The organism is Providencia sp. PROV174 (genome assembly GCF_028480685.1).
Lineage (GTDB): Bacteria > Pseudomonadota > Gammaproteobacteria > Enterobacterales > Enterobacteriaceae > Providencia > Providencia rettgeri.
Genome location: NZ_JAMPOT010000014.1, coordinates 21,429 through 35,769, shown reverse-complemented (window position 1 = coordinate 35,769; position 14,341 = coordinate 21,429). Strand labels below are relative to the sequence as shown.

Genomic DNA, 14,341 nt, shown 5'->3' with positions numbered 1-14,341 from the left:
TTTGCCAGTAAGCATATTACCGACAACGATAGCGGAGACCCCATGGAATTTGAACCCGCCTTACAACCAGCTACATTAATTAAGCGTTACAAGCGCTTTTTAGCTGACGTCACTTTGCCGAGCGGTGAAGAAATTACCATTCACTGTGCAAATACAGGCGCTATGACAGGTTGTGCTACCCCTGGTGATACCATTTGGTATTCAACTTCCAATAATACCAAACGTAAATACCCGTACAGTTGGGAATTAACCCAAACCGCACACGGCCATTTTATTTGCATTAATACCCTTCGTGCGAACCAGTTAGTTGCACAAGCCTTAACCGAAAAACACATTCCAGAATTATCCGAATACGGTGTAATAAAACCTGAAGTTAAATATGGCACAGAAAATAGTCGAATCGATTTCTTTTTAACGCAAAATGGATTACCAGATTGCTTTATCGAAGTAAAATCAGTAACTTTACTCGAAAATAATCAAGGGTTCTTTCCTGATGCAGTGACACTTAGAGGCCAAAAGCATTTAAGAGAGCTCATGCATATTGCGAAAGAAGGAAAAAGAGCCATACTATTGTTTGTTGCTTTGCACACGGGTATTCACGTAGCATCAGCAGCGGCTCATATTGATAAGCAATATGCGCAATTATTAGAGGAAGCGAGACAAAGTGGCGTTGAAGTGCTTTGTTATCAAGCTGATATAACTGTTCAACAAATGGCGTTAAGTAAGCAGATTCACTTTAACTCTATTAAATAAAGTTTTTTTAACCGATTTTTATACGAGGCCGCAGAGTTCTGGGCGCTAAAAAGGGAATAAACACGCTCGCCCTCACAGCATTACAAAACTCATTGCAGGAACGATTGCCAAGAGAGCAGTCTTCTGCTATTTATAGCGACCTTAATTTTTCCCCCTTGGGGTTTTTGTAAAATTTGCGTGTGTAGGAGAAGCATTATGCAAGAAGGGCAAAAACGTAAGACATCGTCCTTAAGCATTCTCGCCATTGCTGGGGTTGAACCCTATCATGAAAAAGCTGGCGAAGAGTACATGAACGAGGCCCAGTTGGCGCATTTTAAGCTCATTCTCGAAGCATGGCGCAATCAACTCAGAGATGAAGTGGACCGGACTGTTACTCATATGCAAGATGAGGCAGCTAACTTTCCAGACCCCGTTGATAGAGCCGCTCAGGAAGAAGAATTCAGCCTTGAATTACGTAACCGGGACCGTGAACGTAAACTGATTAAGAAAATCGAAAAAACGCTGAAAAAAGTTGAAGATGACGACTTTGGCTATTGTGAATCATGTGGTGTAGAAATTGGTATCCGTCGTTTGGAAGCCCGTCCTACCGCTGATTTATGTATCGACTGTAAAACATTAGCAGAAATTCGCGAAAAGCAAATGGCAGGCTAGTGTCTATATGGAGTCCTGAACGGCGCATATTACTGCGCCGTTACAAGGGAAACGCTTCATGCTATTATGTTCCACTCCTGACTCTTGATTTACATTAACCATCAAGTAACTCTCATCCTACTCCCTATTTTCTGCCAGTTGATGCCCACAATCGCCTATCACTCGCCTTTAAATAAGATAAATATTTACTTTCACATAATTTTTTACGCAAATAGATTATGTTATTTTTTTGCTCCACAGTTTGAGGTTAAATAATTAACTGACAACAAAAAATCGCTTAAAATAAGGCTTCTAATCGTATCCGCCTATAGCGAGAACGCTTTTTGGGCTATTATTTTACGTAAATTTTATAGGTAACGTTTATAATTAGAGGTGACTTTTATTCGTTTAACCATTCTCAAAGAAACTTCTGTGAGCTATGATTAGCCGCTTATTTTGTTTAATGAATATTGGTAATGACATCGAGGTGTACTATTTTTAACCGAGTAGCAAATTTCTGCCGTAATATTTTATCTCGCAATACAGACGCATCCCCTGAAGATGCAGTACAACATCGTGATCCTTCGCGAGATAGTCAGGCAGCCGGTAAAAGGCCAGTCACTCATTCTGCTCATGCGCAAACCGCATCTAAAGAGCAGAACACAGCTCAACCCCATAAAACAACCCCTATTAAAAAAACGGTTCGTCAATCTCAACGTGCCGATTCAACACCTGAGAAGCGCCCTACAATGACAACCGTAAACGACGAAAACATTACTGTTATCCCGCGTTCCGAACACCCTATTTCGCGCAGTGATATTAGTGACAATGCATTAAAAGTGCTGTATCGCTTAAACAAAAGTGGCTTTGAAGCCTACTTAGTGGGTGGTGGTGTGCGTGATTTGCTTTTAGGTCAAAAACCTAAAGACTTCGATATTACGACGAACGCAACGCCTGAACAGATCCGCAAATTGTTCCGTAATTGCCGTTTAGTGGGTCGCCGTTTTCGTCTAGCACATATTATGTTTGGCCCCGAAATCATAGAAGTTGCGACTTTCCGTGGCCACCATGACCAAAATGCATCAGATGACAAAAACTTATCTGCACAAGCACAAAACGGCATGTTATTACGCGATAACATCTTTGGCTCCATTGAAGAAGATGCGATTCGTCGGGACTTCACCGTTAATAGCCTATATTACAATATTGAAGACTTCACATTACGTGACTACGTTAATGGATTGAATGACCTCAAAGCTGGCGTTATACGTCTAATTGGTGACCCTGAAACACGCTATCGTGAAGACCCTGTCAGAATGCTAAGAGCGGTACGTTTTGCCTGCAAATTAAATATGAGCATCGAACCAAAAACCGCTGAGCCAATTTACCAACTTGCTCATTTATTGAGAGAAATTCCATCTGCTCGGTTATTTGAAGAATCCCTCAAATTACTCCAAGCAGGCCAAGGTTACGCTACCTACAAAATGCTCAAAAAGTATGGTTTGTTTGAGCAACTTTTCCCTGTTGTCGCAAGCCGTTTTACGGATAACAGTGATTCGCCAATGGAAAAAATCATTGAGCAAGTTCTTAAAAATACTGACTTCAGACTAAAAAATGATAAGCGTGTTAACCCTGCGTTTTTATTTGCTGTTATGTTATGGTACCCAGTTACAGAGCATGCTGAAAAGTTATCTCAAGAAGGTGGGCTGGCCTATTACGACGCCTTTGCGCTGGCAATGAATGACATTCTAGACGAGCAGTGCCGTTCGATTGCGATCCCAAAACGCATTACAACCACGATGCGTGATATTTGGTTATTGCAGTTACGCTTACCTCGTCGCCAAGGTCGTCGTGCCAATAAATTAATGGAACACCCAAAATTCCGTGCAGCGTTTGATTTATTAGAATTAAGAGCTAATGTCGAGCACCGCAACGAGTTACAAGAACTAGCGTTATGGTGGACTGATTTTCAGCAAGCAAATAATATCAAACAGCGTGAAATGATTTCGGAATTAGGCAATGCCCCCACTCGCCGTCGCCATCGTCCACGTTCATCACAAGGTGGTTCCGGGGCGCGTCGGCCGAATAAGTCATAATAGATAGAGAGAATACAATGGAACAAGTCTATATTGCTGTAGGAAGTAACCTTGGTGAGCCACTATTACAGGCACAGCAAGCTATTGCAGCTTTAGATGCGATTCCCAATAGCCGCGTTGTTTCAACCTCTTCTGTTTATCGAACGAAGCCTCTAGGCCCGCAAAATCAGCCAGATTTTCTTAATCTGGCTGTACTACTTGAAACAAGTCTTGAGCCCGAAGTTCTTCTCAACTATACACAAAAAATCGAACTTGAGCTGGGCCGTGTACGCAAAGAGGAACGTTGGGGTCCACGAACGCTTGACCTCGATATCATGCTTTTTGGTAACCGTATCATCAATACTGAACGGTTGATCGTTCCACATTATGGGCTAAAAGAGCGTGAATTTATGTTGTATCCGCTTAGTGAAATCGCCCCTTCCCTTGTTTTTCCTGATGGCGAAAAGCTTTCAGAAAGACTCACACAAGTCCCTCGAAATGGCCTAACGTTTTGGGATATTCCAGCCTGAAATGTTCAACCTCTTATGAGGTATGGTCGCAGGGAGATCATTTCCGGAGGTTATTATAATGAAACCAATTTCTCTGGCTGATTTATGTCAGTTTAAAAAAGACAAACACAAATTTGCAACTATGACAGCCTATGACTCAAGCTTTGCTCAATTATTTTATGAGCAAGGTATCCAAGTGATGCTCGTTGGAGACTCACTGGGAATGACGATTCAAGGTGAATCCTCCACCTTACCGGTTACTGTCGAGCAAATTGCTTACCATACCCGATGCGTTCGCAAAGGTGCCCCAAATGCCTTCATTATTGCAGATATGCCATTTATGAGTTACGCCACACCAGAACAAGCTTGCGCCAATGCGGCTATTTTAATGCAGGCAGGCGCAAACATGGTCAAAATTGAGGGTGGCAGTTGGTTATGTGATACCGTAAGAATGCTAGGAGAACGCTCTGTTCCTGTGTGTGGCCACCTAGGTTTAACACCACAAGCCGTCAATGTTCTTGGTGGTTATAAAGTTCAAGGACGTGATGAAGTCACCGCCAATCAATTACTCAAGGATGCAATTGCACTAGAAAATGCAGGTATCCAATTATTGGTTCTCGAATGTGTTCCAACCACCTTAGCCAATCATGTTACGGAAGAGCTACTATTGCCCGTGATTGGTATTGGTGCGGGAAATGGGACTGATGGGCAAATTCTTGTTATGCATGATGCGCTGGGGATTACCGCACGAGCCCCTAAATTCGCAAAAAACTTTTTAGCTCAAGCTGGCAACCTTCATGATGCTATTCGTATGTATATCCAAGAAGTAGAAGATGGCATTTACCCGAGTGAAGCCCATTCTTTTTCTTAACTGATGCCAGAAATTATAAGGAACACACGTATGCTTATCGTTGAAACGGCACTTATCTTACGCCGTGAAATCCGCCGTTGGAAACAAGAAGGCAAACGTATTGCACTTGTCCCAACAATGGGTAATTTACATGATGGTCACTTAACACTCATTGACCAAGCGAAAAAACAGGCTGATGTTGTGATTGCCAGTATCTTCGTTAACCCGATGCAATTTGATAGGCAATCTGATTTAGCCAATTACCCACGAACCTTGCAAGAAGATTGCGAAAAACTAAAACGTCGTGACATCAATGTGGTTTTTGCGCCTTCCACTCAAGAATTCTATCCAGAAGGTATGGAAAAACAGACTGTTGTCGAAGTTCCTGAATTATCAACTATGTTAGAAGGTGCTAGCCGCCCTGGGCACTTTAAAGGTGTCGCAACGGTTATTACTAAGTTGTTCAACTTAGTGCAGCCAGATATTGCCTTGTTTGGTGAGAAGGATTACCAGCAATTACAATTAATTCGTAAGTTAGTTGCTGACTTATCATTTGATACACAAATTGTTAGCGTTCCAACGGTTAGAGCTAAGAATGGCCTAGCACTGAGCTCACGCAACAACAACTTGTCAGCAGAAGAGCTAAAAACAGCGCCTAAGCTGTATCAAATTATGCAACAAGCGGGTGAAAAATTAGTGGCTGAACCTGATGCATCTGAAGTTATTATTGAAGAGATGAACAATAGCTTACGAGAAGTCGGTTTTACTCCTGATGAGCTATTTATTCGCGATGCAGATACATTATTACCACTTGGTGAGTCCAGTAAACGTGCGGTTATTTTAATGGCGGCATGGTTAGGTCAAACGCGTCTTATTGACAATTTACAAGTTGACCTACCAAGTAATATTGCATAAAAATAAATCACTTATAAAAATAAAATAACACATTGCAATTACTGTGTTTATAGCGTTAATTAAAATGCTGTGCTCTGAATGACTTTTATTTTTCAAACTCATTTGATTCACAGCTAGGCGGTAAGTAAACGAGACCCTAGGAGCATACATAAGTATGTGACTAGGGCGAGAGAACGCCACCAACAACGCTGTGAGCCAAATGAGGAAGAAAAAATGTTAAGAAGAATGTTGCAAGGCAAACTCCATCGCGTCACAGTCACACAAGCAGACCTACACTATGAAGGCTCATGCGCGATTGATCAGGACTTTATGGATGCCGCTGGGATCCTTGAATACGAGGCCATTGATATTTACAACGTTGATAATGGTGAACGTTTTTCGACTTACGCTATTTCAGGCGAACGGGGCTCAAAAATTATCTCGGTTAATGGTGCTGCTGCACGCCGCGCTGCGGTTGGTGATAAACTGATTATTTGCTCTTATGTTCAGATGGAAGACGACGATGCACACTTACATAAGCCAAAAGTGGCTTACTTTGATGAAAATAATAAAATGAGTCGCATCGCAAAAGCAGTTCCTGTTCAAGTGGCATAATGTTGGATTTTATTTATCCAACAACTTGATTAGTACCACTATTTATATCTGTCTCAATAAAAAGCGGCCTTTGATTACATTAAGTATCAAAAGCCGCTTTTTTTTACACAATTTCAGCCAAAAAATTTAACTTCTTAAGCCTCTACCTTGCTCAATTAAGATCCATGTTAATGCATAAAAAACGACTAAGAAAATCATTAAGACGCCTAACGTAATCGCGATAGAAACATCAGCTATTCCTAAAAAACCATAACGAAAGCCGCTGATCATATACACAATTGGGTTCAGTTTAGAGACAGCTTGCCAAAACGGTGGTAACAGCGATAGTGAATAAAACACACCGCCTAAATACGTTAATGGTGTTAAGACAAAGGTTGGAACAATACTAATATCATCAAATGTCTTAGCGAAGATGGCATTTAGTAAACCAGCAAGTGAAAATACAATTGCGGTTAGCAATAACGTTATGACGACCATTGCCCATGAATGTACTTGCAATGGAATAAAGAATAACGATACCAATGTAACAAGAAAACCCACTAAAATCCCTCTAGCAACACCACCGCCGACAAAACCTGCGATAATAATATGTGTTGGAACGGGGGCAACCAGTAATTCTTCGATATTTTTCTGAAATTTAGAACCAAAGAAAGAAGAACAAACATTTGAATATGAATTAGTGATCACCGCCATCATGATCAACCCAGGGACAATGAATTGCATATAATCCACACCGCCCATATCACCAATTCTTGAACCAATTAAATTACCAAAAATCACAAAATACAGCGACATTGTGATCACCGGTGGTAATAATGTTTGTATCCAAATACGACCAAACCGCGTGACTTCTTTTATCCAAATGGTTTTTAATGCGACCCAATATAATGAGATCATCTTGCAATCTCCTTCTCGGTTGCATTACTTTCTCTTTTAACTAAGTTAACAAATAACTCTTCTAATCGGTTTGCTTTGTTTCGCATACTTAAAATTTGAACACCTTGCTCACTAAATTGGCTAAAGACACTATTTAGACCTTGCTCTCTTTTAACATCAACCTCAAGTGTTGAAGTATCTATCAAACGAGATTCATACCCTAATAATTGAGGGATCGGACTTTTTGGCATTAAATCAAAAATAAAGGTTTCTGATTCTAATTGGCTCAATAATTGCTTCATGCTGGTATTTTCAACTAATTCACCATGTTGAATAATACCAATATTACGGCACAACATTTCAGCCTCTTCCAAATAGTGAGTTGTTAAAATAATTGTCGTTCCCTGAGCGTTAAGATTCTTTAAAAATGTCCACATTGAGCGACGCAGCTCAATATCAACACCCGCTGTGGGTTCATCCAAAATTAATAGTTTTGGTTGGTGCATCAGCGCACGGGCTATCATTAAACGGCGTTTCATACCACCGGACAAATTACGCGCTCGCTCATCACGCTTTTCCCATAAATCAAGCTGGGTTAGGTACTGTTCTGCTCGTTGTACCGCAACAGAGCGCGTAACCCCATAATAACCGGCTTGGTTAAGGACAATTTGTAATACCGTTTCAAATGGATTGAAATTGAACTCTTGAGGCACTAGGCCAAGTTGCTGCTTTGCTTGCACAACTTGCTTTTCTAAATCATAACCAAATACTTTTACAGACCCGCTCGTTTTGTTTACCAGCGAGCTAATAATCCCTATCGTTGTTGATTTACCCGCGCCATTTGGTCCCAACAATGCGTAAAAGTCACCGTCTTCAACGCTCAGATCAATCCCTTTCAGGGCTTTCACACCACCTGGATAGGTTTTGGTTAACTGCGATAACTCAAGTGCATATGTCATATGTAAAAAAAACCTTTATTCTTAGGACAGTTTGAAGGCAATATATCACCATGATGCCACTTTTTTCTGCTCTATGTTATGCAGAAAAGAGATAATTAGTTTATACAATATAATTCAATATGTTATAAATTTAAGGTTGTCTTGTCGAAAAGACAGGTTCATCATAAGGGCATTAAAATTAGTATAACTAATTATTAATTAATCAATAAATGTTGTATAAGATTTTATCGCAAAGTAACACAACTAGGCTATAAGTCATGATGAGAAAAATCGAAGAGCTGTTTGCTAACAATGAAGCATGGTCAGCATCAGTCAATGAACAAGACCCCGAATTCTTCAAAGAATTATCAAAAGCGCAAAAGCCGAGATTCTTATGGATAGGCTGCTCTGACAGCCGAGTACCTGCAGAAAAACTCATTAACGCGGCACCTGGCGACCTTTTTGTCCACCGTAATGTTGCCAACTTAGTTATTCATACTGACCTAAACTGTTTATCTGTCATTCAATATGCCGTTGATGTCTTGCAAGTTGAGCACATCATTATTTGTGGCCACTATGGCTGTGGTGGTATTGAAGCAGCGGTTGATAACACCGAACTTGGCTTAATTAATAACTGGCTATTACACATAAGAGATATTTGGTACAGACATAGCTCTATGTTGGGTGAATTAAAGCCTTGTGAGCGTCTGAACCGTTTATGTGAATTAAATGTCGTTGAGCAAGTTTATAACTTAGGGCATTCAACTATCATGCAATCTGCATGGAAACGTGGCCAAAAAGTGATGATCCACGGTTGGGTATATGGGATTAATAATGGTCGGTTACAAGACTTACATATTACTGCCGATAGTCGAGAAAAACTTGAATTGTGTTACCGTGAAGCCATTTCTACTTTAACTCAAAAAAAGTAATTTAAAATATAAATTGGAAGCTCTTATAACTAAGAGCTTCTTTCTTATTAAATCCTAAATCAGCGTAATTAGAATATAAAAAACTTTCCTTTCAATCGACTAAAAAAAAGAAAATAAAAATAAAATTCAATTAAAGCAAATTTATCATTAACAACAAATATGAGTAAGCAATTAAATATATAACACTAGGTATTATCACATAATTATTCTAATACAGAGTAAATCTTACCCTTTGATTACAAAAGAATTATATATCTCCGTCACATATTCATCTATAATAACATCATTAATAATATTTAATATTAAGGTAGAAAAATTACTTTCAAATAAGTATTTTTAAATATACTTATTTTTATTTTGGCTCATAATTCACTAGCTATAATGGAATATTATTAGTTTATAAACATTAATCTCAAATCATATTTAGGGATATTTCTATGAGTCAACCTATCAAAATTGGGTCCTATACCTCTACGTTAAAACTAAAGCCAATCGTTTTATGTGTTTCTGCAATTTTAGGTGTCACTTCTATTGCTCATGCCGAAATAATTAATACTAATGGTGCAGGAGTTATGACCAACAGTAATGGTCCAACTATTGTCCATATTAATAAAGCCAGTGATAAAGGTGTTTCTCACAATATATACAATAAATTTGATGTCGATAATAAGGGCGTTATCCTAAATAATAGTAAAGACAATATTAACACTCAATTAGGTGGGATGATTAATGGAAACCTTAATTTATCAGGTGGCGAAGCCTCCGTTATTATTAATGAGGTTAACTCGAATAACGCAACAACCTTAAATGGTATGGTCGAAGTTGCGGGTAAAAAAGCACAAGTGATTGTTGCTAACCCGTCTGGGATTACCTGTAATAGCTGTGGCTTTATTAATACCGAAAGCACAACGCTCACAACGGGAAAACCAATTGTGGGTAATGGGGAATTACTTGGTTATAACGTAGCTAAGGGACAAATTATCATTAATAAAGATTTAAACTCTGATTCCCCCACAGAACTTATTGCTCGTTCAGCAATGATCAATGGTCAATTAAAAGCACAAGAAATCAACGTTGTCACTGGGAATAACTTTGTCGACGCAAATGGTAATGTCGTTTCTACTGTCACACCTGTGGGTACCCGCCCTTCTGTCGGTATTGATGTTTCGGCATTAGGTGGCATGTATGCAGATAAGATTACTTTAGTTTCTACTGAAAGTGGCGTCGGTGTTAGGAATAAAGGGGTTATATCAGCAGGAAATAGTGGATTAGGCATAAAGTCTGCATGGTACCTTGCTAATGACAGTAATAAAATAGAATCAACTGGTGATATTGACCTAAATGTAAATACTTTTCATAACAAAGCATTGGTCAGTGCCAAAAATAACCTAAATATCGTCACAAATGAAACTAGTTCAGGTTATGTCGTTTTCGATAACGATAAAGGAAAACTCGTTTCAACCGCTGGCGATATTAATTTACGCACCAATAACACTGTTTCAAATAATAATGGGGTTATTCAAGCTAAAAATAATGTCGATATTAAATCCATGAGTATTCAAAACAGTAACGGGTTAATTAAATCTGATACTGCAGATGTAAATCTTGATGTAAGAAATTCAATTTACCATGGAAATAATACATCTAATACTGGAAATGGAATTTTTGCAGCTAGGGATATTAATGTCATAGCTAAAAACATGACAAATGAAAGATCAAAAATTGAAGCTGGCAGAGATATTAATTTAGAATTAATCGATTCCCTTCAAAATACTAGCTCGAGTATAACGGCTAAGCGGAGAGTAAAAGTTGATGCTAATACAATTGTAAATAAGTCATCCTCAATAATTACAACTAATGCAAAATCAGATTTAAATGCCAAAAACTATATCACCAATGATGCGTATTCCGTTATCAGCAGTGGCCGTGGTTTAAACATTACTTCGGCAAAGCTTGTGAACGCGGGAAAAATTATTTCCCCAACTAATGTACCGAATACCGTTCCAGTTCCTACTTACGAATCAAATATCAAAGTTAACGACCTTGATAATAGAAACGGATTTATTGCGGGTGATCAGCTAAGCATCACATCTAATACTATTAACAATGATCAAGGTTTCATTGATGCTAAAAAACTGGATATTGATGCTAAATCATTAAGTAATAATGCAGGATATATTCGTTCATATAACGATATGATATTAAATATTACTCAATTAAACAATTACTATTCAAGTAACTTTAGCCGAGTTGCCAATAAATTCGGGTTAACAAATAAAATTGGTGGCATTGAAGTTTTAGATGGTGGAATTACCGTTACTGGTGCTAACGTATTTAATAATTATGGGTTATTTAAAAGTACTGCTCAAGAAAGAGCTGCATCACCTGGTGGAATGGAGTTTAATTTAACGGGTGATTTTAATAATACTTATGGTGAACTAGCAAGCGACAGTAATATTGCTATCAACACTAAATCACTCAATAACTACTCTGGAAAAATCAACTCTGGTAGTAAATTAATCATTAAATCGACAAATAACATTAATAATACTTATGGCAAATTGTCATCAATAGGTATCACTGAACTTTATGCCCCTTCCATTTCAACTAATGATATAAATGATACTTATAGCCTTGATGGGACAGGAATTATCTATAGACCAGATGGCCTAAATATTATTCATATCAAAAAACCGACTGATAAAGGGATTTCCCATAATACTTATCAAAGCTTCAATGTAAGAGATAAAGGAACCATCTTTAATAATAGTAGTACAATGACTTCAACACAGTTAGGTGGCAATATTTCTGGTAATAATAATATCACCGCAGGAAGTGAAGCTCGCGTTATTCTAAATGAAGTCGTTGGTAATAACGTCAGTACCATTAATGGAATGATGGAAGTTGCTGGTAGTGCCGCTCAAGTCATTGTGGCTAATGCATCCGGTATTACTTGTAACAGCTGTGGCTTTATTAATGCAGAACGTGGAGCATTCGTTACTGGTACACCATTAGTCGTTGCCGGTAATTTAATTGGTTATAACGTTAATAAAGGTCAAGTGACAATAAATAAAACCATGACATCGACTGATGCCATGGATTTTATTGCTCGCTCAGTACTCATTAATGGTGATGTTAAAGCAAAAGAGTTAAATATCGCTACAGGTAATAGTCTGTTTGATACAAATGGTAATGAATTATCGCCACTGACTAACACGAATAGTTCAACCAATGGGTTAACAATCGCGGCTACTGGTAAATTAAATGCTGACAAAATAAACATTAACTTAGTCGGTTCTGGTGGTTCTCTAGTCAATAAAGGCTTAATTAATGCAGGAAATTCTGGCTTAAACATAAATGCCTACAATGTCAATAATGCCACAGTGATCCAATCTGTTGGCGATATTTATATAGCTTCTAATGGTGGTTATCAATTTTCTAATGGTATTAATGCCTCTATTATTTCTAGTGCCGGTGATATTAATTTGACATCTAATGGTCAATTCGTCAGCCAGCATGGCGCACTTATCAGCGCTAATAAAAATGTGAATATGAATATCTTTAATGATTACTACGCTAGTGGAGGTTTAGTTAAAGCTGAAACTGGAGATATTAATATCAATGTTGAACGAAATCTTATTACCCAAAGTGGTTACTATAGCAAATGGGGAGATGATAGATTTATCGCTGCAAATGATATTAATTTAACTGCCGCATTAGCTTCCTTTATGAGTGCAAAAGTTACCGCTGGCCGAGATTTTAATTTTACCGGAAGCTCTTTAAGTAACAGAGATAATAGTACGATCAGTGCTAACCGCCGAGTCAATATTGATGCTGATTCAGTTATTAATAATGCTTCTGTCATTAAAACTGAAACTGGTCGCATGGATATCACTGCAAATAAAGAGATTCAGAATGATTACAGGTCAACGATTAGTAGTGCAAAACTATTAAATATCACAAGTCCTAAATTAACCAATGCTGGGGTTATTGCCTCTGGGAATGGTAAATCAACATTCCGTGTTGATAATTTAATTAACAACGCAGGTTATATTAAAGGATTTAACCTTAACTTTATCTCTGAATATTTAAATAATGCTAATGGATTGATTAAAGCTGACAATAACATTGTCATGAATGCCAATTATATTAGTAACATAAATGCAACTAACTTTAGTAAAAACGCACCTTACCTTGGCTTAGTGAGGCAAAATGGTGGAATTATTGCGGAAAATGGTAGTATCAAAATGAAAGGTACCCAATTGAATAATACTTCTGGCATTATTCAAACCAATGCTATTTTCCCTGCGTCTGGGGAGGCTGATATTGATATTACAATGGGTAATGAAATCATTAATAACTATGCTCAAATTAAAAGTGCAGGAAATCTGAAAGCAACCGCAGATACAATTTCCAATTATAGTGGTTTAATGAATGCAGACCTTGATTTAACAGCTAAAGCAGCACGTTCTATTAATAACTATAATGGAAAAATTAACTCAAGAAACATAACTACAGTGACAACGCCTAGCCTATCAAACAACTACGGGCAAATCACGGGTAGTAATGTGATCATTAATACCCATTAACACATTGTTGGAATGTGATAAAACAAAAAGGACAGCTTTGCTGTCCTTTTTCATCGAGTTCACCTGAAAATATTAATCTTCAAGTAACGTTACATGGCCAATATAAGGCAAATAGCGATATTGTTGAGCATAGTCAATACCGTAACCCACCACAAATTTGTCTTCGATAGAATAACCAATCCACTCAACAGGAACCTGTACTTCTCGACGTGAAGGTTTATCCAGCAATGTACAAATAGCGACAGATTTAGGGCCGCGTAATTCGAAAATCTCACGTACTTTATTTAAGGTATTACCTGAATCAATAATATCTTCAACAATTAAGACGTGTTTATCGCGAATATCTTCATCCAAGTCTTTGACAATTTTAACATCACGGCTTGATGTCATCGCATTACCGTAACTTGAAACTGTCATAAAATCGACTTCATGGGGAACATCAATCTTACGGCATAAGTCGGCCATAAAAATAAATGAACCTTTTAGTAAGCCAACAAGGACTAATTCACCATCAAGCTTTTGATAATGAGCGCTAATTTTATCGGCTAATTCACTGATTCGTTGAGCAATCTCTTCTTCAGAGATCATCACTTCAAGGGTATGTTTCATCTTCTATTACGCATCTATGGGAATGGAAAGCGCGTAATTTTAACATAGGCAGCACGCATATACTAATAAAG

The 14,341-nt window shown here is 38.1% G+C and carries 12 protein-coding genes; 9 read left to right on the top strand and 3 right to left on the bottom strand.

What is annotated here, in order from left to right:
• The first annotated feature begins 42 nt into the window (after positions 1 to 42).
• The 7 genes from sfsA (at position 43) to panD (ending at position 6,326) form a co-directional block, all read left to right on the top strand.
• Positions 43 to 753: a DNA/RNA nuclease SfsA gene (gene sfsA, locus PSE60_RS13145; RefSeq protein WP_272665693.1), complete on the top strand. Its 711-nt coding sequence runs from the start codon at positions 43 to 45 to the stop codon at positions 751 to 753.
• A 195-nt stretch (positions 754 to 948) separates the two neighbouring features.
• Positions 949 to 1,404 (top strand): RNA polymerase-binding protein DksA, encoded by a 456-nt coding sequence (gene dksA, locus PSE60_RS13140; protein ID WP_004260494.1) that lies wholly within the window; start codon positions 949 to 951, stop codon positions 1,402 to 1,404.
• Between the two features lie 728 nt (positions 1,405 to 2,132).
• Positions 2,133 to 3,479, top strand: coding sequence for a polynucleotide adenylyltransferase PcnB (gene pcnB, locus PSE60_RS13135; RefSeq protein ID WP_210836166.1), 1,347 nt, complete (start codon positions 2,133 to 2,135; stop codon positions 3,477 to 3,479).
• Between the two features lie 17 nt (positions 3,480 to 3,496).
• On the top strand, positions 3,497 to 3,988 hold the full coding sequence (folK, locus tag PSE60_RS13130; protein ID WP_210836140.1) for a 2-amino-4-hydroxy-6-hydroxymethyldihydropteridine diphosphokinase: 492 nt from the start codon (positions 3,497 to 3,499) through the stop codon (positions 3,986 to 3,988).
• Between the two features lie 58 nt (positions 3,989 to 4,046).
• Positions 4,047 to 4,838, top strand: coding sequence for a 3-methyl-2-oxobutanoate hydroxymethyltransferase (gene panB / locus PSE60_RS13125; protein ID WP_004913707.1), 792 nt, complete (start codon positions 4,047 to 4,049; stop codon positions 4,836 to 4,838).
• Between the two features lie 30 nt (positions 4,839 to 4,868).
• Positions 4,869 to 5,732 carry a pantoate--beta-alanine ligase gene (gene panC / locus PSE60_RS13120; RefSeq protein WP_272665692.1) on the top strand — a complete coding sequence of 288 codons (864 nt, stop codon included), beginning with the start codon at positions 4,869 to 4,871 and terminating at the stop codon, positions 5,730 to 5,732.
• A gap of 213 nt (positions 5,733 to 5,945) precedes the next feature.
• Entirely contained in the window at positions 5,946 to 6,326 is a 381-nt protein-coding gene (panD, locus tag PSE60_RS13115; RefSeq protein WP_272665843.1) for an aspartate 1-decarboxylase, read from the top strand.
• 126 nt (positions 6,327 to 6,452) lie between these two features.
• Here the strand turns inward: panD and PSE60_RS13110 are convergent, their stop codons facing one another.
• Positions 6,453 to 7,223, bottom strand: a complete 771-nt coding sequence (locus PSE60_RS13110; RefSeq protein WP_272665691.1) for an ABC transporter permease — start codon at positions 7,221 to 7,223, stop codon at positions 6,453 to 6,455.
• Positions 7,220 to 8,161 (bottom strand): ABC transporter ATP-binding protein, encoded by a 942-nt coding sequence (locus tag PSE60_RS13105; protein ID WP_004913716.1) that lies wholly within the window; start codon positions 8,159 to 8,161, stop codon positions 7,220 to 7,222. The genes PSE60_RS13110 and PSE60_RS13105 overlap by 4 nt, the downstream gene beginning before the upstream one ends.
• A 257-nt stretch (positions 8,162 to 8,418) precedes the next feature.
• Between PSE60_RS13105 and can the strand changes: the two genes are divergently transcribed.
• Positions 8,419 to 9,072, top strand: a complete 654-nt coding sequence (gene can / locus PSE60_RS13100; protein ID WP_042851647.1) for a carbonate dehydratase — start codon at positions 8,419 to 8,421, stop codon at positions 9,070 to 9,072.
• 437 nt (positions 9,073 to 9,509) lie between these two features.
• Positions 9,510 to 13,661: a two-partner secretion domain-containing protein gene (locus tag PSE60_RS13095; RefSeq protein ID WP_272665690.1), complete on the top strand. Its 4,152-nt coding sequence runs from the start codon at positions 9,510 to 9,512 to the stop codon at positions 13,659 to 13,661.
• Positions 13,662 to 13,733: 72 nt separating this feature from the next.
• Here the strand turns inward: PSE60_RS13095 and hpt are convergent, their stop codons facing one another.
• Complete coding sequence (hpt, locus tag PSE60_RS13090; protein ID WP_272665689.1) at positions 13,734 to 14,270, bottom strand: hypoxanthine phosphoribosyltransferase; 537 nt, start codon at positions 14,268 to 14,270, stop codon at positions 13,734 to 13,736.
• Positions 14,271 to 14,341: the final 71 nt, after the last annotated feature.